Origin of the sequence: Ruthenibacterium intestinale, assembly GCF_040096265.1 — a bacterium.
GTDB classification, from domain to species: domain Bacteria; phylum Bacillota; class Clostridia; order Oscillospirales; family Ruminococcaceae; genus Ruthenibacterium; species Ruthenibacterium komagatae.
Window position 1 is genome coordinate 31,049 of sequence record NZ_JBBMFA010000059.1, and the last position, 22,100, is coordinate 53,148.

General features: G+C 64.0%; 27 protein-coding genes and 1 pseudogene. 20 read left to right on the plus strand and 8 right to left on the minus strand.

Features of this window, described 5'->3' with window-relative positions; translation table 11 throughout:
- Window positions 1-11: 11 nt before the first annotated feature.
- The 9 genes from aroB to WMO24_RS03945 all read left to right on the plus strand — a co-directional run bounded on the left by aroB (window position 12) and on the right by WMO24_RS03945 (window position 8,410).
- Window positions 12-1,025, plus strand: a complete 1,014-nt coding sequence (aroB, locus tag WMO24_RS03905; RefSeq protein WP_349215008.1) for a 3-dehydroquinate synthase — start codon at window positions 12-14, stop codon at window positions 1,023-1,025.
- A complete protein-coding gene (gene aroC / locus WMO24_RS03910) occupies window positions 1,022-2,143 on the plus strand; it encodes a chorismate synthase (protein WP_349215009.1) in 1,122 nt (373 codons plus the stop codon). The genes aroB and aroC overlap by 4 nt, the downstream gene beginning before the upstream one ends.
- Entirely contained in the window at window positions 2,128-3,387 is a 1,260-nt protein-coding gene (locus WMO24_RS03915) for a shikimate kinase (protein WP_349215010.1), read from the plus strand. Before aroC ends, WMO24_RS03915 begins: the two co-directional genes overlap by 16 nt.
- Complete coding sequence (aroQ, locus tag WMO24_RS03920) at window positions 3,359-3,817, plus strand: type II 3-dehydroquinate dehydratase (RefSeq protein ID WP_349215011.1); 459 nt, start codon at window positions 3,359-3,361, stop codon at window positions 3,815-3,817. Before WMO24_RS03915 ends, aroQ begins: the two co-directional genes overlap by 29 nt.
- Window positions 3,814-4,830 (plus strand): 3-deoxy-7-phosphoheptulonate synthase, encoded by a 1,017-nt coding sequence (aroF, locus tag WMO24_RS03925; RefSeq protein WP_349215012.1) that lies wholly within the window; start codon window positions 3,814-3,816, stop codon window positions 4,828-4,830. The genes aroQ and aroF overlap by 4 nt, the downstream gene beginning before the upstream one ends.
- A gap of 4 nt (window positions 4,831-4,834) precedes the next feature.
- Window positions 4,835-6,103, plus strand: a complete 1,269-nt coding sequence (aroA, locus tag WMO24_RS03930; protein WP_349215013.1) for a 3-phosphoshikimate 1-carboxyvinyltransferase — start codon at window positions 4,835-4,837, stop codon at window positions 6,101-6,103.
- Window positions 6,090-6,935 (plus strand): prephenate dehydrogenase, encoded by an 846-nt coding sequence (locus WMO24_RS03935; RefSeq protein WP_349215014.1) that lies wholly within the window; start codon window positions 6,090-6,092, stop codon window positions 6,933-6,935. The genes aroA and WMO24_RS03935 overlap by 14 nt, the downstream gene beginning before the upstream one ends.
- A gap of 108 nt (window positions 6,936-7,043) precedes the next feature.
- Entirely contained in the window at window positions 7,044-7,811 is a 768-nt protein-coding gene (locus tag WMO24_RS03940) for a C39 family peptidase (RefSeq protein WP_349215015.1), read from the plus strand.
- Window positions 7,808-8,410: a GNAT family N-acetyltransferase gene (locus WMO24_RS03945; RefSeq protein WP_349215016.1), complete on the plus strand. Its 603-nt coding sequence runs from the start codon at window positions 7,808-7,810 to the stop codon at window positions 8,408-8,410. The genes WMO24_RS03940 and WMO24_RS03945 overlap by 4 nt, the downstream gene beginning before the upstream one ends.
- 44 nt (window positions 8,411-8,454) lie before the next feature.
- On the opposite strand, the gene WMO24_RS03950 is transcribed toward WMO24_RS03945, so the two are convergent.
- The 5 genes from WMO24_RS03950 to WMO24_RS03970 all read right to left on the minus strand — a co-directional run bounded on the left by WMO24_RS03950 (window position 8,455) and on the right by WMO24_RS03970 (window position 12,337).
- Window positions 8,455-9,750: an MFS transporter gene (locus WMO24_RS03950; RefSeq protein WP_349215017.1), complete on the minus strand. Its 1,296-nt coding sequence runs from the start codon at window positions 9,748-9,750 to the stop codon at window positions 8,455-8,457.
- Window positions 9,751-9,846: 96 nt separating this feature from the next.
- Complete coding sequence (locus WMO24_RS03955; protein WP_349215018.1) at window positions 9,847-9,996, minus strand: hypothetical protein; 150 nt, start codon at window positions 9,994-9,996, stop codon at window positions 9,847-9,849.
- 80 nt (window positions 9,997-10,076) lie between these two features.
- On the minus strand, window positions 10,077-10,400 hold the full coding sequence (locus WMO24_RS03960) for a hypothetical protein (RefSeq protein WP_349215019.1): 324 nt from the start codon (window positions 10,398-10,400) through the stop codon (window positions 10,077-10,079).
- A 61-nt stretch (window positions 10,401-10,461) separates the two neighbouring features.
- On the minus strand, window positions 10,462-11,505 hold the full coding sequence (mutY, locus tag WMO24_RS03965; RefSeq protein ID WP_349215020.1) for an A/G-specific adenine glycosylase: 1,044 nt from the start codon (window positions 11,503-11,505) through the stop codon (window positions 10,462-10,464).
- 1 nt (window position 11,506) lies between these two features.
- Complete coding sequence (locus WMO24_RS03970; RefSeq protein WP_349215021.1) at window positions 11,507-12,337, minus strand: HAD hydrolase family protein; 831 nt, start codon at window positions 12,335-12,337, stop codon at window positions 11,507-11,509.
- A gap of 119 nt (window positions 12,338-12,456) precedes the next feature.
- Between WMO24_RS03970 and WMO24_RS03975 the strand changes: the two genes are divergently transcribed.
- Window positions 12,457-13,374 (plus strand): NAD(P)-dependent oxidoreductase, encoded by a 918-nt coding sequence (locus tag WMO24_RS03975; RefSeq protein WP_349215022.1) that lies wholly within the window; start codon window positions 12,457-12,459, stop codon window positions 13,372-13,374.
- A gap of 37 nt (window positions 13,375-13,411) precedes the next feature.
- On the opposite strand, the gene WMO24_RS03980 is transcribed toward WMO24_RS03975, so the two are convergent.
- The 3 genes from WMO24_RS03980 to WMO24_RS03990 are packed head-to-tail and all read right to left on the minus strand — an operon-like array spanning window position 13,412 to window position 15,081.
- On the minus strand, window positions 13,412-13,882 hold the full coding sequence (locus tag WMO24_RS03980; protein WP_349215023.1) for an NADH-quinone oxidoreductase subunit NuoE family protein: 471 nt from the start codon (window positions 13,880-13,882) through the stop codon (window positions 13,412-13,414).
- 18 nt (window positions 13,883-13,900) lie between these two features.
- Window positions 13,901-14,695, minus strand: a complete 795-nt coding sequence (locus tag WMO24_RS03985; protein ID WP_349215024.1) for a DUF1848 domain-containing protein — start codon at window positions 14,693-14,695, stop codon at window positions 13,901-13,903.
- Entirely contained in the window at window positions 14,692-15,081 is a 390-nt protein-coding gene (locus tag WMO24_RS03990; protein WP_349215035.1) for a metal-dependent transcriptional regulator, read from the minus strand. Before WMO24_RS03990 ends, WMO24_RS03985 begins: the two co-directional genes overlap by 4 nt.
- Window positions 15,082-15,231: 150 nt before the next feature.
- Between WMO24_RS03990 and WMO24_RS03995 the strand changes: the two genes are divergently transcribed.
- From WMO24_RS03995 to WMO24_RS04040, 10 genes and pseudogenes are all read left to right on the plus strand, one after another.
- Window positions 15,232-15,444, plus strand: coding sequence for a FeoA family protein (locus tag WMO24_RS03995; protein ID WP_349215025.1), 213 nt, complete (start codon window positions 15,232-15,234; stop codon window positions 15,442-15,444).
- Window positions 15,445-15,458: 14 nt separating this feature from the next.
- Entirely contained in the window at window positions 15,459-15,680 is a 222-nt protein-coding gene (locus WMO24_RS04000; protein ID WP_349215026.1) for a FeoA family protein, read from the plus strand.
- A 62-nt stretch (window positions 15,681-15,742) separates the two neighbouring features.
- Window positions 15,743-17,915, plus strand: a pseudogene (gene feoB / locus WMO24_RS04005) (ferrous iron transport protein B).
- Window positions 17,916-17,928: 13 nt separating this feature from the next.
- The gene (locus WMO24_RS04010) at window positions 17,929-18,075 is read left to right on the plus strand and encodes a FeoB-associated Cys-rich membrane protein (protein ID WP_349215027.1); all 147 of its coding nucleotides are present in this window, start codon (window positions 17,929-17,931) and stop codon (window positions 18,073-18,075) included.
- An 84-nt stretch (window positions 18,076-18,159) separates the two neighbouring features.
- Window positions 18,160-18,468 (plus strand): hypothetical protein, encoded by a 309-nt coding sequence (locus WMO24_RS04015; protein ID WP_349215028.1) that lies wholly within the window; start codon window positions 18,160-18,162, stop codon window positions 18,466-18,468.
- Window positions 18,469-18,482: 14 nt separating this feature from the next.
- Window positions 18,483-18,890: a metal-dependent transcriptional regulator gene (locus WMO24_RS04020; protein WP_349215029.1), complete on the plus strand. Its 408-nt coding sequence runs from the start codon at window positions 18,483-18,485 to the stop codon at window positions 18,888-18,890.
- 126 nt (window positions 18,891-19,016) lie between these two features.
- Complete coding sequence (locus WMO24_RS04025) at window positions 19,017-19,571, plus strand: DUF3793 family protein (protein WP_349215030.1); 555 nt, start codon at window positions 19,017-19,019, stop codon at window positions 19,569-19,571.
- 21 nt (window positions 19,572-19,592) lie between these two features.
- Complete coding sequence (locus WMO24_RS04030; protein WP_349215031.1) at window positions 19,593-20,003, plus strand: flavodoxin; 411 nt, start codon at window positions 19,593-19,595, stop codon at window positions 20,001-20,003.
- Window positions 20,004-20,115: 112 nt separating this feature from the next.
- Complete coding sequence (locus tag WMO24_RS04035; RefSeq protein WP_349215032.1) at window positions 20,116-20,562, plus strand: hypothetical protein; 447 nt, start codon at window positions 20,116-20,118, stop codon at window positions 20,560-20,562.
- A 192-nt stretch (window positions 20,563-20,754) separates the two neighbouring features.
- A complete protein-coding gene (locus WMO24_RS04040) occupies window positions 20,755-22,077 on the plus strand; it encodes a hemolysin family protein (protein WP_349215033.1) in 1,323 nt (440 codons plus the stop codon).
- Window positions 22,078-22,100: the final 23 nt, after the last annotated feature.

A 22,100-nucleotide genomic window follows, 5' to 3' on the forward strand; every position in this document is an offset into this window, starting at 1 on the left:
GAGAGAGCAACATGAAACTGACCATGCGTCTTGGTGTGCGCAGCTATGACATCGTGGTGCGCCGGGGCGCTCTGGCCCGGGTCAACCAGCTGATCAACCTGAACCGAAAGGTGCTGGTGGTGACGGACGAGGGCGTGCCCCGCCGCTATGTGGAAGCGATTCTGGCCCAGTGCGGCCGGGGCGTGGAGGTGTGCGTGCCCCAGGGCGAAGGGTCCAAGAGCTTCGCCTGTCTGGAGCGCATCCTCACCACCATGCTGGAAGCCGGGTTCGGCCGTTCGGACGCGGTGCTGGCGCTGGGCGGCGGCGTAGTGGGCGATCTGGCCGGGTTTGCGGCTGCCTGCTACATGCGGGGCGTGGATTTCATCAACTGCCCCACCACCACCCTGAGCCAGATCGATTCCTCCATCGGCGGCAAGACCGCCGTCAACCTGGCGGGCACCAAAAATGTGGTGGGCGCCTTCCATCAGCCCCGGCTGGTGGTGGCGGACCCGGACACGCTGGACACGCTGCCCCGCCGCCATTTCATCAACGGTCTGGCCGAGGCGGTGAAAGCCGGCCTGATCGCCGACGAGGATCTGTTTGAACTGTTTGAGACCGGCGACGCGGACAAGGACCTGGAAGAGATCCTGTACCGCAGCCTGGTGGTGAAAAAGAACGTGGTGGAAAACGACGAGCGGGAGACCGGCCGCCGGGCGGTGCTGAACTTTGGCCACACCATCGGCCACGGCATCGAGAGCGCCGAGCATCTGGGTGGCCTGTACCACGGCGAGTGCGTGGCGCTGGGCATGCTGCCCATGATCGAGGACGAGACGCTGCGCAGCCGGGTCAAAGCGGTGTACAAGCGCCTGGGGCTGCCCGCGTCCATCGAATACGACGGCGACGAGATCTTCCGGTTTGCGACCCATGACAAAAAGGCGTCGGGCGACGCGGTGACCGTGGTGCGCGTGCCCGAGCTGGGTCAGGTGCGGCTGGACAAAATTCCGCTGGAAGAGCTTCGCACGCTGATCGGGGAGGGGATCCAATGAGCGACTGCACAGGCACTGCCTTCACCCTGACCGTCTTCGGTGAGAGCCACGGCCCCGCCATCGGCGCTGTGGTCACAGGGCTGCGGCCGGGCACGGTCATCGACGAGGCGTTTGTGGCCCGCCAGATGGACAAGCGCCGGGCCAAGGGTAAAATTTCCACGGCCCGCACCGAGGCCGACCGGGTGCGCTTTGTATCGGGCGTGTACCAGGGCCGGGCGACGGGCACGGCCCTGACCCTTTTGATTGAAAACGAGAACACCCGCAGCGGCGACTACGCCAAGACCGCGGACCTTCTGCGCCCCGGTCATGCGGATTACACGGCCTATGCCAAGTACGGCGGCTATCAGGACGCCCGGGGCGGCGGCCATTTCTCCGGCCGGCTCACCGCACCCGTGGTGGCCGCCGGCAGCATTTTTACGAAGATGCTGGAGGACAAGGGCGTGGTCATTGCCACGCACCTGGCCAAATGCGCGGGCGTGGAGGATGCGCCTTTCTCCCGGGACCCGGAGACGCTGCTGCGCCAGGCACGGCAGCTGAATGAAAAGGACTTCGCCGTGCTGGACGAGGTGCGGGGCGCGGCCATGACAAGGGCCATCGAGGCGGCCGCCGCCGAGGGCGACAGCGTGGGCGGCGTGCTGGAAACCGTGGTGCTGGGCCTGCCCGCAGGCGTGGGCGAACCCTTCTTTGACAGCGTGGAGAGCGTGCTGGCCGGCCTGTTGTTCAGCATTCCCGCGGTGAAAGGTGTGGAGTTCGGCGACGGATTTGCGCTGGCGGGCCTGCGGGGCAGCCAGGCCAACGACCCCTTCCGCATGCAGGGCGGCCGGGTGGTCACCACCCAGAACCGCAACGGCGGGGTGAACGGCGGCATCACCAACGGCATGCCCGTGGTGCTGCGCACTGTGGTCAAGCCCACCCCCAGCATTTATAAAGTGCAGCAGACGGTGGATTACGCCGCAAAGCGCAACGCCACCCTGCAGATCAACGGCCGGCACGACCCGTGCATCGTGCACCGGGCCCGTGTGGTGCAGGACAGTCTGGTGGCGTTCGGTTTGGCGGACCTGTGCGCGCAGCAGTTCGGCACAGCCTGGCAGGAGGGTTCGTCATGGAATACGGATTGATCGGCCAAAAGCTGGGCCACAGCTTTTCCAAACCCATTCACGAGGCGCTGGGCGGCTATGCCTACGACCTGGTGCCTCTGCCCGATGAGGACGCGGCCCGGGCGTTTTTCGCATCCCGGGACTTCCGGGCCGTGAACGTGACCATCCCCTACAAGCAGCTGGCGCTGGCCGCCTGCGACGAAGTGGATGAAAAGGCCGCTGCCATCGGCGCGGTGAACACGGTGATCAACCGATCCGGCCGGCTGTACGGCTACAACACCGACTACGCCGGCTTTGCGTACATGACAAAGCGGGCGGGCATTGCTTTTCAAAACCGCACGGTGCTGCTGCTGGGCACCGGCGGCACCAGCCGCACCGTGACCGCCGTGGCCCGGGATCAGGGCGCGAAGGAGGTCCTTCTGGCCTCCCGCAGCGGCAAAAACGGCGCGCTGTCCTACGAGGACGCCATGAAGCGCAAAGACGTGGAAGTGGTGGTCAACGTCAGCCCCGCGGGCATGTACCCCAACAATGGGGAGTGCCTTTTGGACCTGACGGCCTTCCCCCGGCTGGAAGCCGTGGCGGACGTGGTGTACAACCCCTTCCACACGGCCCTTCTGCAGCAGGCCGAGGCGCTGGGCGTGCGGTGTGTGAACGGCCTGTCCATGCTGGTGGCACAGGCGAAATACGCCGCAGAGTATTTTACGGATAAAAAAATACCGGATGGAGAAATCGAGTCCATCTACCGGGATCTGCGCGCCAAACAGGCGAACCTGGTGCTCATCGGCATGCCCAGCTGCGGCAAAACCAGCCTGGGCAAGGCCTGCGCCAAGCTGCTGGGCAAGCGCTTTGTGGATTTGGACGCGGAGATCGAGCGGCAGGAAGGCCGCCCCATTTCGCAGATTCTGGCTCCCGGCAAAGAGACCTATTTCCGGGACGTGGAAAGCCGGGTGACCGCGCGGTTCGCCAGGGAGAGCGGGCAGGTGCTGTCCACGGGCGGGGGCGTGGTCCTGCGGGAGGAGAACGTGGCCGCCCTGCGCCAGAACGGCGTGGTGGTGTATATTGACCGGCCTTTACAGGACTTGCAGCCCGGGGGCGCGCGGCCCCTGTCCCAAAGCCGGCAGGCGCTGGAGGCGCAGTACGCGGTCCGCGCGCCGCTGTACCAAAAGGCCTGCCATGCAAAAGTGAACAACGACGCCCCGTTTTACACGGTGGCGGACCGTGTGAAGGAGCGTTTTTATGAAGTTCTTGATTGTGAACGGGCCTAACATCAACATGCTGGGCATCCGGGAGCCGGACATCTACGGCACCCTGACCTATGAGGGCCTGTTGGAATATCTGAAGGGCGAGGCCGCCCGCCTGGGCTGTGAGGTGGAGTTCTTTCAGTCCAACAGCGAGGGCGAGCTGGTCACGGCCATTCAAAAGGCGCTGGGCCGGGTGGACGGCATCGTCATCAACCCGGCGGCCTACACCCACACCAGCGTGGCCATTCTGGACGCGCTGAAGGCGGTGGCGCTGCCCGCGGCGGAGGTGCATCTGTCCGATGTGACCAAGCGGGAGAGCTTCCGGCAGATCAGTTATGCGGGCATGGCCTGCAAATATCATTTCATCGGCCTTGGAAAAGAGGGCTACGTGCGCGGCATGGAAGCGCTGCTGGCCGATGGGCAAAACAGGGACGAAGGGGAGAAACAGTCATGATCATCAGCACCAAACGGGGAACCCCGGCTGCAGAGCTGGAGAAAATTATTCACGAATTTGAGGCAAAGGGCCTGTCCGTGACCATGATCCGCGGCACGGACTACAACGTGTTCGGCCTGGTGGGCGACACCACCATTCTGGACGAAAAGCAGATCCGGGCCAATCCCTATGTGGAAAACGTGCAGCGGGTGTCCGAGCCGTACAAAAAGGCCAACCGCCTGTTTCACGAGGCGGACAGCATCATCGATGTGGCGGGCGTGAAAGTGGGCGGCCACGAAAAAATCGTGGTCATCGGCGGCCCGTGCAGCGTGGAGGGCGAGCAGCCCACCATCGATGTGGCCAAAAAGGTCAAGGCCGCCGGCGGCACTATGCTGCGGGGCGGCGCCTACAAGCCCCGCACTTCGCCCTACGCCTTTCAGGGCCTGGGCACCGAGGGCATTCTGGACCTGGTGAAGGCCCGGGAAGCCACGGGTCTGCCCATCGTCAGCGAGCTGATGAGCGAGGACCGCATCGAAGAGTTTGAACAGTATGTGGACCTGGTGCAGATCGGCGCGCGCAACATGCAGAACTTCCAGCTTTTGAAAGCCGTGGGCAAAATGAAAAAGCCCGTTCTGCTCAAGCGGGGCCTTGCCAACACCATCGAGGAATGGATCATGTCCGCCGAGTACATCATGGCCGCGGGCAACGAAAACGTCATCTTCTGCGAGCGGGGCATCCGTACCTTTGAAAAATACACCCGCAATACGCTGGATCTGTCGGTCATTCCCATCATCAAGGAGAAAACCCACCTGCCCATCATCATCGACCCCAGCCATGCCACGGGCAACTGGCGCTATGTGGAGAGCATGAGTCTGGCGGCCATTGCCGCCGGGGCGGACGGGCTGATCATCGAAGTGCACGAGAATCCCGAGTGCGCCTGGTCCGACGGGGCCCAGAGCCTGAAGCCGGACCGCTTTGCCGCGGTCATCGAAAAGGGCCGGGCCATCGCCCGGGTCATCGGCCGGGAGATGTGACGCCATGCGGGTGACCATCGAACGAAGCCGCGTTTTCGGCACGCTGGAGGCGCCTCCCTCCAAAAGCATGGCCCACCGGCTGCTGATCTGCGCGGGCCTGGCGGAAGGCCGCAGCGTCATCGACCGGGTGGACCCGTCCCAGGACGTGCTGGCCACGGCCCGTGCGCTGGAGGCATTGGGCGCGCGGGTCCGGCTGGAAGAGGGCCGGGCTGTGGTGGACGGCTGCGGCGGCCGCCTGACAGCGCCCGACGGCCCGGTGGACTGCGGCGAAAGCGGCAGCACCCTGCGCTTTTTCATTCCGCTGCTGGCGAGCTGCGGCCGGCCGGTGCGTCTGCTTGGGCACGGCCGTCTGATGCAGCGCCCCCAGGACGTGTACGCCCGCCTGTTTGAACGGCAGGGCCTGCCGTTTTCTCAAACCCAGCAGGAGCTGACCTTGTGCGGCCCCCTGCGCCCGGGGGAGTACCGGGTGGAGGGCGGCGTGTCCAGCCAGTTCATCAGCGGGCTTTTGCTGGCGCTGCCCCTGCTGGACGGCGACAGCGTGCTGCAGGTGACCCCGCCCTTTGAAAGCCAGAGCTATGTGGCCCTGACGCTGCGCGCCATGGCGGATTTCGGCGTTTCGGTGCGGCGGGAAGGAAACACCTTTTTCATTCCCGGCAACCAGCGCTACCGCCCCCGGAACGGCGCGGTGGAAGGCGATGCCTCCCAGGCGGCTTTTCCGGCAGTGCTGGGCGCGGTGAAAGGCGGCATTACGGTCACGGGCCTGCGGGAGGACTCCTGCCAGGGCGACCGGGTGATCTTCGACATTCTGCGCCGCTGCGGCGCGGGCATGACGGCGGTGCCCGGCGGCTGGCGTTTTGAAAAACAGCCGCTGCGCGCCGTGGACATCGATTTGGCCGACTGCCCGGACCTGGGCCCCATCCTGATGGTGCTGGGCTTGTTCTGCGAAGGCGAGACGGTCATCCGCAATGCCGGACGGCTGCGGGTCAAGGAGTCGGACCGCATCGCCGCCATGCAGCAGGAAGTGGAAAAGCTGGGCGGGCGCATCGAGGCCGAAGGCGGCACGGTGCGGGTGCGCGGCGCATCGCTGCACGGCGCGCCGGACCTTGCGGGCCACAACGACCACCGGGTGGTCATGGCGCTGACCGTGGCGGCTCTGGCGGCGGACGTGCCGGTGTGCATTCAGGAAGCCGAGGCGGTGCGCAAAAGCTGGCCGGACTTTTTCTCCCGGATGCAGCAGCTGGGCGCGGAGGTAAAAACAGATGGAACAACGTAATTTTTGTATTGTGGGGTTGGGCCTTTTGGGCGGCAGCTACGCCCGTGGCCTGACCGAGGCGGGCTGCCGCGTCACGGCGGTGGATGTGCGGGGCGAAGCCATCCGCTTCGCGCTGGACAAAGGCTGGATCGCCCAGGGCACCACGGAAGATGCCCGGCCGCTGCTGGAGCAGGCCGAGGCGGTGGTCCTGGGGCTGTACCCCCACGCGCTCATCGACTGGGTGCGGGCCAACGCGCGGTTTCTGCGCCCGGGCACGCTGGTCACGGATGTGTGCGGCGTCAAACAGGCGGTGGTGGGTCCGGTGCAGGACGCCATGCCCGAAGGGGTGGAGTTCATTGCCAGCCACCCCATGGCGGGCAAGGAAGTCAGCGGCGTGGAGTATGCGGACAGCGCCATTTTCCGGCCGGCCAACTTCATCATCACCCCCACGGAGCGCAACACGCCCCGGGGCATTGCCTTTGCCCGGCAGCTGGCCGAAACGCTGGGCTTTGCCCACATCGCGCAGCTCAGCTGCGCCGAGCACGACCGGATGATCGGCTATGTCAGCCAGCTGACCCACGCCATCGCCGTCAGCCTGATGAACGCCAACGGCGACCCGCGCCTGTGCGAGTTCACGGGCGATTCCTTCCGGGACCTGACCCGCATTGCCCGCATCAACGAGCATTTGTGGAGCGAATTGTTCCTTTTGAACCGGGACGCGCTGTGCGCCGAGATCGAACAGTTCGAGGCCAGCCTCACGGACCTGAAGGAAAAGCTGCAGGCCGGCGACGAGGAAGGATTGAAGGACCTGTTCCGTCGCTCCACGGCACGCAGGGCCATGTTTGACCGGTAATTTGTGGTTTTTTGGCGAAAAAAGACGAAAGATGCTTGCACCCCCGTGTGCGCCCTCCTAAAATAATAGAAAGAGAAACTTTCTGTCAGGCAAGGGAGGCGGCACGGGGTGTTTTTGCGCATGGAAAAACGGGCGCTTCGCCTGCTGGTGCCGCTTCTGGCGCTGCTGGTTTTGGGGGCGGACAGCCCTTCGGTGGAATGGAAGAGCACGGCGCGGTGGAAAACCGGGCTGGTAAAGTCCGTGATGGCGGTGGACACAGGGACCTCTCTGGATGTGGAGGAACTGTGCCAGTACCCGGAACTGCCCAATGGCTGCGAGGCCACCAGCCTGGCGGCGGTGCTGCGGTTTTTGGGCTACGACGTGACCGCGCTGGAGCTGGTGTACGGCTATATCCCCAGCGAGCCCATCACCTACAGCGAGGACGGCATGATCGCCTGCGGGCCGGACCCGGCCGAGGCCTACGCGGGCTGGCCGGAGGAAGGGTATACGGGGTTTTATTGCTTTGCGGGGCCCGTCGTGCAGGCGGCAAACCAGTATCTGGCCGAACAGAACTCCGGCTGGCGCGCGGTGGATATCACCGGGGCGTCGGCGCTGGATCTGATGCGCCGGCTGGACGAGGGCACGCCGGTGATCGTGTGGGCCACGCTGAACATGGACACCCGGCTGTTCAGTTCCTTTCACTGGACGCTGCCCAGCGGCGAGGAATACTATCCCTTTTCAAACCTGCACTGCATGGTGCTGACGGGCTACGAAGGGGACACCTTCACCCTGATGGACCCCATTGAAGGCACGGTCACCGTGGACCGGGAGCAGTTCATGAGCCGGTACTGGACCACCGGGGAGCGGGCGGTGGCATTTGGAGAAGACAGCCAATGAAGACGACGGTTTTGCATACACAGCGGCTTTTGCTGCGCCCCTTCACGCCGGAGGATGCCGGGGCGGTGTACAGACTTTTGAAAGAGGAAGAGACCACCCGTTTTCCGCCCATGTTTGCGCTGCAGAACGTGGAGCAGGCGCAGGCCTGGATCGAGGCACATGTCCGTGGCCCGGGCATGTGTTTTGCGGTGTGCGCGGACGGTGCGCCTGCAGGATACGTGACATTGAGCCCCGGCCCCGCCTGGGACCTGGGCTATGCTTTGGCGCCGAAACTGCGGGGAAAGGGTTTTGCCACCGAGGCCGCCGGGGCGGTGGCCGAAGAAGCGCGGCGGCAGGGCGTGCCCTATCTGACCGCCACCCATGACGTGAACAATCTGCCCAGCGGCGCGGTGATGCGACGAATCGGCATGATGTACCGGTACAGTTATATCGAGCAGTGGCAGCCCAAAAATGTTCCGGTCACGTTCCGCATGTACCAGCTTAACTTTGCACTGCCTTCGGACTGGACCTATTCGGGTTACTGGAAACAGCATCCGCGCCATTTTCTGGAGCCGGTGGATGGCTTTTTCGAAAACGGAACCGGGGTGCCTGACCAGTGAAACAGAAAAAACGCGGGAGCGGTTTTGGCCGCTCCCGCGTTTTTTTAATCGTCCACATCCAGTGCTTCCAGCCCTTTTTTCGGCTGCGGCTTGGAGTCGCCGTGGCGCACCATCAGCATGGTCACAAAACTGGCGAACACAAAGAACGCCGCATAGGGGAACAGGGTGCGATAGCCCACGTGCCCCATCAGAAAGCCCGAGAAAATGGGCGTCACGATCTGCGCCGTCATGCTCACGGTGTAATAGTAACCCGTGTATTTGCCCACGTCCGCGCCGCCGGCCATCTCCACCACCATGGGGTAGCTGTTCACGTTGATGAAGGCCCAGCCGAAGCCCGCGAAAATGAAGAAAATGTACAAAAACGCCGACACCTGATGGAAGAACGAGCCCGCCGCAAAGGCCACGCCCAAAAACAGCACGCCCACCAGAATGGTCTTTTTGCGGCCGATGCGCGCCGCGATGGCGCCCACCGGCAGATAGGCCACAATGGCCGCCGCCGTGCAGACCATCAAAATCAGCGAGAAACTGCCCTTCAGTTCCTGGGTGGCGTATCGGCTGAAACCGGAGGTAACGGCGTTGTAGCCCATGAACCACAAAAACACGCTGGCCAGAATAAAGACAAAGCTGCGCGCCTGGGCCGGGGGCATTTTTTTGCCCGTGCCGTCCGGTGCGGTTTCTTCTTCGTCCGGTGAAAGGCCCGCGGCGCGGCTCTCCTCTTCCATGGCGCGCACGCAGGCCGGCTCGTTGATCTTCCAGAACAGCAGGGCGATGCACACGGCCATCAGAATGCCCAGCACCGCAAAGATGGGCAGGTAGTTGGGGCGGAACACCTCGCCCGTGACCTGCTTGGGCAAAAGCACTTGCATGGTGCCCAGCATCAGCATGCCGCCCAAAGCGCCCATCAGGTTGATGACCGCGTTGCCCTGGCTGCGCAGGGGCTTGGGCGTCACGTCGGGCATCAGGGCCACGGCGGGGCTGCGGTAGGTAGCCATGGCGATCAGCACACAGCCCAGCCCCGCAAAGAACAGCACAAGGTTGTTTTGCCGCTCGGCCAGGGGCAGAATCGCCAGACACACCACGGCCGCCACCGTGCCGCCCACAATGTACGGCATGCGCCGGCCCACACGGGTGCGGGTCTTGTCGCTGAGTTTGCCGAACAGCGGCAGCATGAACAGTGCCAGCACGTTGTCCAGCGCCATGACCACGCCGATGAGCGTGTCGTCCACGGCAAAGGTCTCTTTCAAAATCAGCGGGATCAGGTTGTCGTACACCTGCCAGAACGCGCAGATGGACAGAAAGGCGAGGCCCACAAGGGTGGTGCGTTTGTAATTCAGTTTCATAAGATGCCCCCTTTTCTTGATTGCCCTTATTGTACCACGGGCCGTGCTTGTGCGTCCCGTGTTTTGACGTATTTTTTACGTCCGGTGAAAAAACGGTCACTTTTCAGAGGACGCGCGGTCCGAAAGCGCCTTGAGAATGAATCCGCCCATGACCGCAATGGGCAGAGAAACAGCAAACGAAACGGGTTCCAGATATGCGCCGATCACCCCGGCGATCAGCGTGCAAATAACGGCGAGCGCAATCATGGTTCTCTCACTCCTGTCGTATTTGAAAAGATATAAAAAAGAGCGGCTTTGCCAGGCAAAGCCGCTCTTTCAAAACGATGTCAGATCTCCTCGGTCTCGGCCGCATCTTCCACCGCATCATCCTGCGGCTCCTCGTGGCTGAAATCCTCGCTGAACAAAAGCTGTTCGTACTCGTCCAGCTCGGCCTCGCGGCGGCGCAGATAGACGAACGCAGCGGCCAAAGCACCCGCTACAGCGGACAGAAACGCGACGATGGCGATCAGGGTCGATTTCTTCATGGTGAAAACATCCTCCTCTTTTTGCGGGCGAAGCGCACGGCCCGCCTTGTGTGTCATGTGTTTTGCGGCGGCCGCGATCTTGCCCGCGCCGTACACGGTATGTGCGATCTTGCCCCAGGAACTCATTGACAAGCACTCCTTTCGACCGGCCGTCTGTTTTCTTCATTATACTTGCTTTGCAAAGGGATTACAAGCACTTTTTCAGCACGTCCCGGTAGACCCGGAACGCGCCGGGCACGGCGTAAACGCTCTCCAGCTGGTCCTTTTGCGCCCACACGAACCCCGCGGGGGCCGGGCAGGGCGCCACAGGCACCCGGTACCCGGTCATATGCCACTCCAGGTGCGAAAACACATGTTTGGCGTTGGGCAGCGGCTGAGGCTCGCCGGGCGCGAGACCCATTGCTTTTAGCGCGGCGCACACGGCGGCTTCGTCCAGGCTTCCCTCCAGCATCACCGGCTGCCACAGCCCGGCCAGAAGGCCTTTCGCCGGGCGCTGGCACAGCAGGACCGCGCTTTGTGCCGTGGCCAGCACCACGGTGTAATCCACCGCGCGCCGGGGTTTGGCCTGCGCTTTTACGGGCAGCTGCTGCGCGCAGCCCGCCGCCCGGGCCCGGCACAGCCCGGCCAGAGGACACGCGTCGCACAGCGGCGGTCCGCCGGGAACGCACACCAGTGCGCCCAGTTCCATCAGCGCCTGGTTGTAGTCGCCGGGCCGGTCCGGCGGCTGCATGGCCTGCACGGCCTGCGTCAGGCGGGTGCGCACCGCCGGGGTGGTCACGTCGCCTTCGTCCAGCAGCAGCCGGCTGGCCACGCGGAGCACATTGCCGTCCACCGCAGGCACCCGCTTGCCAAAGCTGATGGACGCGATGGCGCCTGCCGTGTACGGCCCGATGCCGGGCAGCTTCTGCAGCAAAGCCGGGTCATCGGGCAGCTGGCCGCCGTACTGTTCCACAAGGATCTGCGCGGCTTTCTGCAGGTTTCGCGCCCGGCTGTAATAGCCCAGCCCCTCCCACAGCTTGGTCAGGCGTTCGGGCGGGCAGGCCGCCAGGTCCGCCACCGTGGGCAATTCTTCCATAAATCGTTCAAAATAGGGCAGCGCCGCGGCAACCCGCGTCTGCTGCAGCATGATCTCGCTGACCCACACCCGGTAAGGCGTGGACACCGTGCGGAAGGGAAGCACCCGTTTTTCCGCGTCGTACCAGGCCAGCAGGGCCGGGGCGATGTTTTCCATGTCAGAGGCTCCCTCCTTCGCGCGCGGCCAGCCAGCGGGCCACGCCGTCCTGTGTGTTGGCAGCGATCACGCCGTCGGCAGCCTCTTTTACCGCCGCGGCAGCGTTCGCCACGGCATAGCGCTCATCCGCTGCGGCAAACAGCGGCAGATCGTTCACATTGTCGCCAAAAGCCACCACCCGCCGGGCGCCGGTCAGGCGCCGCAGGTCCTGCACGCCCGCGCCTTTGTCGCACCCTTCGGGAAAGACCTCGGCGGTCACACCCCGGCCGTATTCATCGGCGTAGCACAGGCAGTGCGTGCCGGGCAGGCGCTGCAGCGCCTCCAGCAGGGGGAGGTCCGGGCAGGGCAGGCAGAACAGGGTCAGAAGACAGCGGGCCGCCAGCGGGATCTGCCCATAGTGTTCCACCTGCACGAACTGCTTATGCGGCGAGCCGCTGCGCTGGGCGATGAAGCTGCGGGCGTAATCGCAGGTGGGGGCGCGGTGAAACACCACCAGCCGGCCGTCCAGCACGCAGTATACCAGCGCGTCCCGCCCGGCGCGGTCCAGCAGGGTCAGCAGCGCGCTGCGGCTTTCGGCGGACAGGCTGCGGGTGGCCAGCGGCCGCCCGGTGCCCAGATCATACACCAGCGCGCCGGACATCATCACCGCGGGCAGGTGCAGGCCCAGCGGGCGCACCAGGTCCAAAGCGGTGGCAGGGGTGCGGGCGGTGGCGATGGTCAGCGCCAGCCCCCGGTCCACCAGCGGACGGAGAAGCGCCGCCGTGGAGGAACTGACCCGGCCCTGGGCATTCAGCAGCGTGCCGTCCAGATCCGTGACGTACAGTGTGGTCAAAAAAACGCCTCCCGTGGAAAGAATGACCTCATTGTACCACAAAAAAATCGGGACGAAAAGCGCCTTGCTCCGCACAAAAGGATGTGCTACCATGAAAGGCGGAAGAGAGGGAAGGGGACATGAAGATCTTTGTGTGCGAACCGCTGGACCCCGCGGCGCTGGCACTGCTGCGGCAGCGTGCGGAGGTGACGGACGACCCGGCGCAGCTGGGGACCGTGGACGCGGTGATTACCCGCAATTTTGCGGTTGACCGCGCTTTTTTTGAAAAATGCTCCCGCCTGCGCGCAGTGGGCGTCCACGGGCGCGGGCTGGACGGAGTGGATCTGACCCAGGCGCGCCGGCGGGGCGTGCGGGTGGTGTATGCGCCCCATGAAAATGTGGAGAGCGTGGCCGAACACATTGCGGCGCTGCTGCTGGCTTTGGCCCGGCGCGTTCCCCGGGCGGACCGGATGGCCCGGGCGGGCGCGGCCCGGCCCGGAGATGCGTCGCTGTGCGGCGTGGAGCTGCGGGGCAGGACCTTGGGCCTGGTGGGCGCGGGCGAGATCGGCTGCCGGGCAGGCGAGATTTTGCGGGACGGGTTCGGCATGCGCCTGCGGGTGTGGTCGCCGTCCATGACGGACAGCCGCGCCCGGGCCCTGGGCATGGAGCGGAGCGGCAGCCTGCGGGAACTGTTCGGTGAGTGCGATGCGGTGACCGTGGGCGTGCCGCTGAACGACGGCACCCGGAACCTGATCGGACCGGACATTCTGGCGGCGGCAAAACCGGGCCTGCTGCTGGTGAATACCAGCCGGGGCGGCGTGGTGGATGAGGCGGCGCTGCTTCGGGCGCTGACGGAAGGACCTTTGGGCGGCGCGGCCTGCGATGTGTTTCGCCGGGAGCCGCCGGGCCCGGAAAACCCGCTGCTGGGGCTGGAAAATTTCATCGCCACGCCGCACATTGCCGCCACCACCCGGGAGGCGCTGCGGCGCACCGGGCTGTGCGTGGCCCGGCAGGTGCTGGCGGTGCTGGACGGAAAACCGGCGGAATACGAGGTGTGACAAAAAACGAGGAAGGACTGTCGCCTTCCTCGTTTTTTTATTCTTCCAGCAGTTTGCGCGCCAGTTCCCGGGCGCTTTCCGGGGTCATGTGGGGGTGCAGCACCCCGTCCGCCAGCACATTGGGGGACGTGCGGCACTGCTTCAGGCAGTTCTGGGTGCACAGCAGCACCCGTCCGTTTTCGCTGACCCCGTCCGGTCCCGGCCGCAGCACTTCGCACAGAGCCCGATAGACCTCGGCGCCCTGCCGGGCTCCGCAGCGCGCGCCGCTGCAGGCCGTGATCCGGTGGCTCCACGCCGCGCTTTTCAGGGTGGAGAACCGGCGCACCAGGCTGGTCAGGACCACGGGTTTCTCTCCCACGGCCCGGGCTGCCTGAGCGGCCACTCCGTCGGGCACGCAGCCCAGCACGTCCTGAATTTCCCGCAGCATGGCCACCAGGTTTTCCTGCCGGCGGGGGTCCGGCAGAGCGGCGTAATAGTCAAAAATTTCCGAAAGCTGTTCTTCGTTCATGGAATCTCCTTTTTTCATTCAGTATGCCCCGCGGGCGGCGTAGCAATACCGGCAGCCGCCCCGGCAGCTGCCGTAAAAGCCGATGTCCACGCTGGGGGCGCACCGGCACAGAGGGCGCTGGCCCCGGTCGCGCCCCGCGGGGGGCAGCCCCAGCCGGGCCGGGTCCACGCAGGCGCCGGGCGTCACGCCCAGATCGGAAAAATCTCCGTCCTGAGCGCAGGTCACCAGCCGAATGCCCTCGCGCCTGGCACAGGCGGCAAAACAGGCCATGGCCTCGCGCCGCAGCTGCGAAGTCTCGTGCTGCGCGCCCAGCTGCGTCATGCTTCGCTCCATCACCGGGTACCAGTCCAGAAAACTGACGGTGCAGGTGTCCGTGTAAGGCCCCAGCAGACCGGCCAGCCGGTCAAACCAGCGGCGGTGGTAGTCCAGCGTGTACACCGGGCTGAAAAACACCGGGTCGTACCGCCACACCACGCGCCGGCGGCCCACCTGCCGGGACAGCTGCCGGAACAGCGGCACCAGCACCTCGCCTTTGGGCGGAATGCCCGGCTCCACGTCCCGGCCGTAAGAAGTCAGTGTAAATTGAAAATAAAAGGGCACATCGCCCAGCTGGTCCAGCCGGTCCAGCATGGGGGCCGGATTCTTGGTCCAGAACACAAAGCCCGCCACGTCCCGCTGCGCCAGCGAAACAAACCGGGACCCGCCCGGCCCCTGCGCCATGGCCCAGCCCTGCTCCAGGCAGCGGAAAAACCAGTCCGCGTGAAAGGCCGGCACGTCGGTGCGGCGGCTGACGCTGACGATGGCCGGGGTCATTGCTCGCCGGGCAGATCGTCCAGATGCCGCCGGGCGTGCTCCAGAATGCAGCGGAACGTCTCTTCGCTGAGATCGTGCTCGATCTTGCAGGCGTCCGCAGAGGCGGTCTCCTCGCTGACGCCCAGCGTCATAAAGAACCGGGTCAGCAGGCGATGCCGCTGGTACACCCGCTGCGCCACCTGGGAGCCCTGCTCCGTCAGGGTGATGTAGCCGTCCTTATCCATGGTGATGTGCCCGCTCTCCCGCAGCTTTTTCATGGCCACGCTGACGCTGGGCTTGGAGTATCCGGTCTGGTTCACAATATCGATGGAGCGCACCATGCCCAGACGCTCCTTCAGCATCAGGATGGTCTCCAGATAGTCCTCAGCCGATTCGTGCAGTATCAAAAACATTCGCTCCCTTCTGTATGTTTCCACCTTAACACAGCACCGCCGTTTTGGCAAGGCAAAAAAGGGGATTGACAAACGCGGTTAGTTGGAGTAAACTTGATGCGAAAAGAAGGTTAGTCATGTCTAACGCAGAGAGGAGGAGGCGGATTGATGCCTTTGACGATGGCAAACCCCGGGCAGACCGTAGTCATCCGGAAAATCACGGGCAGGGATGAGGTGCGCCAGCACCTGGCCGAACTGGGTTTTGTGGTGGACAGCTGTGTGACGGTGGTCAGCGCGCTGGGGGGAAATCTGATCTGTCAGGTAAAAGACAGCCGGATCGCTCTGGACAGGACGCTGGCCAACCGCGTGATGATTTGATGGGAGGACGGAACATGAAGACGTTGAAGGACGCGAAAGTGGGCGACATCGTGACCGTGCGGCGGCTGCACGGCGAGGGTCCGGTGAAGCGCCGCATCATGGATATGGGCATCACCAAAGGCGTGCAGCTGCACGTGCGCAAGGTGGCTCCCTTGGGCGACCCCATGGAGCTGAATGTGCGCGGGTATGAACTGAGCGTGCGCAAGGCCGACGCCCAGATGATCGAGCTGGAGTAAGTGTTTTGATGCCTGATAGTTAGTTAAAACTAACTACAAAGAGTTTCGGAGGAGTGAATGAAATGAGCATTACCATCGCACTTGCCGGCAACCCCAACTGCGGCAAGACCACTTTGTTCAACGCCCTGACGGGCTCCAGCCAGTACGTGGGAAACTGGCCCGGTGTGACCGTGGAAAAGAAGGAAGGGCGGCTGAAGGGCCACAAGGACGTGGTCATTCAGGACCTGCCGGGCATTTATTCCCTCAGCCCCTACACGCTGGAGGAAGTGGTGGCCCGCAGCTATCTGGTGCAGGAAAAGCCGGACGTGATTTTAAACATCGTGGACGGGACCAACATTGAGCGAAATCTCTATCTGACCACGCAGCTGATCGAGCTGGGCATCCCCGTGGTGGTGGCTGTGAACATGATCGATCTGGTGCGCAAAAACGGCGATTCCATCGACATTCAAAAACTGGGCGCGGAGCTGGGCTGCCGGGTGGTGCAGCTGAGCGCGCTGAAGGGCGAGGGCAGCATGGCCGCGGCCGAGTGCGCGGTGGAGGCGGCCCGCGCGGGCGCCGCAGCCGAGGCGCCCCACGTGTTCACCGGCAGCGTAGAGCATGCCATCGCCCACATCGAAGAATCTCTGACCGGTCAGATCAGCGAAAGAAATATGCGCTGGTACGCCAATTAAATTGTTCGAGCGGGACGAAAAAGTGCTGGAAGAGCGCAAGCTGGACGCGGCGCTGGCCGACCACATCGAACAGCACATTCAGGACTGCGAAAAAGAGATGGACGACGATGCGGAGAGCATCATCACCAACCAGCGTTACGCTTACATCAGCAAGGTGATGGACCGCTGCGTGAAGAAGCGGTCCGCGGCCCACAGCCTCAGCGTTTCGGACAAGATCGACCGGGTGGTGACCAACCGCATTGCGGCGCTGCCCATTTTTGTGGGGGTCATGGCGGCGGTGTACTGGATCGCCATGGGGCCGTTCGGCACCTTTTTGACCGACTGGACCAACGACGTATTCGCGGCCGAATGGCTGCAGGGCAACGCCTCCGCTCTGCTGACGGGCTGGGGTGTGGCCGACTGGCTCACGGGTCTTGTGGCCGACGGCATCATCGCCGGTGTGGGCGCGGTGCTGGGCTTTGTGCCCCAGATGCTGGTGCTGTTTTTGATGCTCAGCCTGTTGGAAGACGTGGGCTACATGGCCCGCATCGCCTTCATTCTGGACCGGGTGTTCCGCAAATTCGGCCTGTCGGGCAAAAGCTTTATTCCCATGCTCATCGGCTCCGGCTGCGGCGTGCCGGGCGTCATGGCGTCCCGCACCATTGAGAATGACCGCGACCGCAAAATGACCGTTATGACCACCTGCTTTGTGCCCTGCGGCGCGAAAATGCCCATCATCGGCCTGTTTGCCGGCGCGCTGTTCGGCGGCAGCAGTCTGGTGGCCATCAGCGCCTATTTCATCGGCGTGGCGGCCATCGTCATCAGCGGCGTGATTTTGAAAAAGACCCGGGCTTTCGCGGGCGAACCGGCTCCCTTTGTGATGGAGCTGCCCGCCTACCACATGCCCAGCGCCCGCAACGTGCTGCACGCCACCTGGGAGCGCGGCTGGAGCTTTATCAAGCGGGCCGGCACCGTGATCCTGGCGTCCTCTGTGATTTTGTGGTTTTTGCAGGGCTTCGGCTTTGTGGACGGCGCCTTCACCATGGTGGAGGACAACAACAACAGCCTGCTGGCCGCGGTGGGCAGCGTGGTGGCACCCATTTTCGCGCCCCTGGGCTTCGGCAGCTGGCAGGCGTCCGTGGCTACGTTCACCGGCCTGATCGCCAAGGAGAACGTGGTTGGCACCTTCGGCGTGCTGTACGGCTTTGCCGAAGTGGCGGAAGAGGGGGATGAGATCTGGGGCAACATTGCCACGGACTTTACGGCCCTCACCGCATACAGCTACATGATCTTCAACCTGCTGTGCGCGCCGTGCTTCGCGGCGATGGGCGCCATCAAGCGGGAGATGAACAACGGCAAGTGGACGCTGGCGGCCATCGGCTACATGTGCGGCTTTGCGTACGCCGCATCCCTGCTGGTGTACCAGCTGGGCGGTCTTGCTCTGGGGCAGGTGCCCTTCGGCGCGGGTACAGTGGTGGCCATCGCGGTGCTGGCGGCGCTGGTCTACCTGCTGGTGCGTCCCAACAAATACAACGCAGATTATCGGAAACCGGCCCTCTCCATCCGCGCGGCGGAGAAGGCCTGAGAGGAGGCAACTCATGAACGCACAAACTGTGCTTCTGGCCGCGGCGATCTTTGCAGTTGTGGCGGCCATCCTTGTGACAGAAGTCCGCAGGCGCAAAAAGGGCGGCTGCTCGGGCTGCTCCGGCTGCTCGGGTTCCTGCGGGTGCCATTCGAAAAAATGAACCGGGGCCGGGCCGTACTTCACGGCCCGGCCTTTTTGGGCCCGGCAAAGGCCGGGCCGGCGTGTTTCGGAAGGAGTGTGGGCCATGACGGAATGGCTGGGACCGGCGTGTGCGCTGTGCCTGTGTCTGGCGGCGCTGCGGGTGCGGCGTACGCTTCGCCGGGAACGTGGGGCGCCGCGCCTGAGCTATCTGGCGGTGGCGCAGGTGTCAGGCCTGCGCGGCCGCGCCGGGCGGGTGGAGCAGGCGCTGAACCGGCCCGGGGAATGCCGGGCCGTGGCCGACCCGGTGCGCGGCACGGTGCGGGTGTACTGCCGCCGCCCGCCCGACGGCCGGGAGATCCGCCGGGTGCTGACGGAGCAGGGCTGTTCCGTGCACGCCCTGACGGGCGTTTGAAAGGAGGAACGACCATGCCGCTTTCCGCTGCCGGAGGCGATTATCTGGAGGCGCTGCTGAGCCTGACCGAGACAAAGCAGCCGGTTTACGCCGTGGACCTTGCCCGGCGCCTGGGCGTCAGCCGTGCCAGCGTCAGCCGGGCGGTGGCCGGGCTGTGCAAAAACGGGTATGTGGTGCGCACGGGCAAAGAGCTGTGCCTGAGCGGTCCCGGGCGCGAGGCGGCCCTGCTGGTACGGGAAAAACAGCGTTATTTTGAAGAATTATTGCGTGAGGCGGGTTTGCCTGCGGACTGTGCCCGGACCGAGGCATACCGCGTCCGCCATGCGGTCAGCCCGGAGGCCTACGCGCAGCTGCGGGCCGCAAAAGACCGAAAAAAGTCCGCCCAAAGCAAAAATTTTGAAAAACCTGTTGACAAGGCCTGAAAGGTATGGTATCTTATAGCCATAAGGTTAGTCGAAACTAACCGACGGAGAGAAAAGCGTGAGGCAAGCCGCGCTTTTTCTTTTCCGAGTTGGTTAGCAAAGGCTAACTGAAGGGAGGCGCCGCTTTTGGACCTGTTTGAAATGCACCTGGCAAGGTACTGTGCTCCGACCCTGCTGGGGGCGAAAGCGGCCAACCTGGTCTCCCTGGACGCGCAGAAGGTTCCGGCCCTTCAGGGTACGGTGGAGGCCTACAACCGGCAGTTTGCGGCCTGCGGGCTCGCGTTCACGCTGCTGTGTGAATGCGGGCGCCGCAGTCTGCTGCTGGTCTACCGGCCGGCGCTGTTGGCCCGGCGGCTTCGGCGGGACGGCGATGTGCTGGCCCGGTTCGGGTATGCGCCCGGCGACACGCTGGACGGGCACCTGGCCCGGCTGCGGGCGCGGCTGGCGCAGGGCGGGGCGTTTCCCCATGAGATCGGCCTGTTTCTGGACTATCCGGCGGACGATGTGCTGGCCTTTGTGGAAAAAGGCGGCGCGGGGTGCAAACTGTGCGGATACTGGAAAGTATACGGCGACGTAGAGGCCGCCCGGGCACGCTTTGTATGTTATGACGCATGCCGCACCTGTGTGCTGCGCGCGGTGGAACAGGGAATCACACTGGCGCAGCTGCTGCAGGCGGCGTGAATTTCTACGGAGGCGATGACAATGAAAACAGCAGTGATCTACTGGTCCGGCACGGGCAACACCCAGGCCATGGCGCAGGCGGTGGCCGAGGGCGCGGGCGCGGACCTGTTTGAAGTGAGCGAGCTTGACGCCGGTGAGGCGGCCCAGTACGGCGCGCTGGCCCTGGGGTGCCCGGCCATGGGGGCCGAGGTGCTGGAGGAGAGCGCGTTCGAGCCCTTTTTCACAGAACTGGAACCGCATCTTGCGGGAAAACCCATGGCGCTGTTCGGCTCCTACGGATGGGGTGACGGACAGTGGATGCGTGACTGGGCAGACCGGGTGCGGGCAGCCGGCGCGCAGCTGTGTGCCGACCCGGTGACGGTGAACGAAGCGCCGCAGGACAGCGAGCTGGACGAATGCCGGGCATTGGGCCGGGCGCTGGCCGCACAATAAAACAGCCTTTCTTCTCTTTACATAGACAAACTTCCTCCATAAAAAGCCGCCTTTTCCCGCCTTTGGACGGGGTCGGAAAGGGCGGCTTTTTCCTTGCGGGAAGAATGCCGGTGTGGTAAGATGGCACCGAGGTGAGACCATGGAGTACAAGTACGTCTTTGACGCGCCCTGCAGCCTGCACGACGCCCGGGTGCGCGCGCTGGAGCGGGCGGGCGGCGATCTGTGGCTGCGGCTGGAAACGGGGTATTTCAAGTTGTCCCGGCCGGTGCGGCAGGAGGACGGCGACGTGTGCGTAAAGCAGGTGAACTGGGATTTTTCGGTGGCCTGGGTGCTGAGCCCCAGCGGCCGGCATGGCCGCTTTCAGGGCGAAAAGATGGAGCTGAGCCGGTTTGTGAGCCGGTACGGCAGCTGCCCGCTGGAGATCTTGGACGAGAGTTTCGGCTACGATCAGGTGCAATACACAGGGTATCTGTCGCTGCCCGACCGGCTGGCGGAAGTGACGCTGAGCATCTGCCACCGGGGCCCCATCGTGTATGAGCGGCGGGAAACGGCCCCTTGACAAAACACCCCAAAACACGTATAATCGTCTTAATTTATTCAAAAAAGGAGAACGCAGGGCCACTATGGACGACGCTGACGGCGACGCCGCGCACCCGGACCGAACTGAATCGAACAAGGCATAGTCTGCCTTCCGCAGGGAAGGCGGGCTGTGCCTTTTATTGTTTTTTTCAAAAGAAAGAGGAGAGAAGCAGTGGATCACATTGGAAGGCAGCTGTTGCTGCAGGCAGTTTTGATTTTTTTCAACGCGTTTTTCGCCATGACGGAGATCGCGGTCATTTCGCTGAACCCGGCCAAGCTGCGGCGAATGGCGGAGGAAGGCGACGCAAAGGCCGGGCGGCTTTTGAAAATGGTGGAGACGCCCGCGGGCTTTCTGTCCACCATTCAAATCGGCATCACGCTGGCGGGCTTTCTGGGCAGCGCTTTCGCGGCGGACAGCTTTTCCGAATACCTGGTGGACTGGGTGTATGAGGACCTGGGCTTCCGGGCGCTTTCCCCCGGCACGCTGGACGCGCTGGCGGTCATCGTCATCACCATCATTTTGTCTTATTTCACGCTGATTCTGGGCGAGCTGGTGCCCAAGCGCATCGCCATGCAGAAGCCGCTGCCGGTGGCACGCTTCACCTGCGGGGTGGTGTACGGGCTGTCGGTGGTCATGCGGCCGGTCATCTGGTTTTTGTCCGCTTCCACCAACGGCGTGCTGCGCCTTCTGCATATGAAGACCGAGGCCGAGGAGGAAGCGGTCACCGAAGAGGAGATCCGCATGATGGTGGACCTGGGCGAGGAAAAGGGCGCCATCCAGCGGGAGGAAAAAGAGTGGATCGAAAATGTGTTCGATTTCGGCGACGCCATTGCCAGTGACGCCATGACCCATGCCTCCGACGTGGAGGCGGTGTGCCTGACCGACACCGATGCGGAGATCCTGGCGCGGATCCGGAGCACCGGCCTGACCCGCTTCCCGGTGTACGGCGAGGACCTCAACAACATCGTGGGCGTTCTCAACGCCCGGGACTTTCTGCTGTGCCGCAGCACGGGGGACACAGCGCCTTTGCAGCAGCTTCTGCGCCCGGCCTATTTCGTGCCCGAGAGCATCCGCTGCACCGTGCTGTTTCAGGACCTGCAGCAGAAAAAGATCCATCTGGCGGTGGTGGTGGACGAATACGGCGAGACGGCCGGCGTCATCACCATGGAGGACCTGCTGGAGGAGATCGTGGGCAATATTTACGACGAATTTGACCCGGCCGAGCCCGAGGAGATCCAGCAGCTGGGCGAGAACCTGTGGCAGGTGTCCGGCAGCGTGAGCATGGAGGACCTGGCCGAAGCCGTGGGGCTGGAACTGCCCGACGAGCTGGACTACGACACGCTGGGCGGCATGGTGTTCAGCTGCCTGCACACCATCCCCCAGGACGGCACCCCGCTGGACGTGGAGTGCTTGGGCCTGCACGTGCATGTGGACGCGGTGCAGGGCCGGCGCATCCCGCAGGCGCAGGTCTCCCGGGTGCAGACCGCAGAATAAAAAGTGCTCCGCACGCGGCCGCG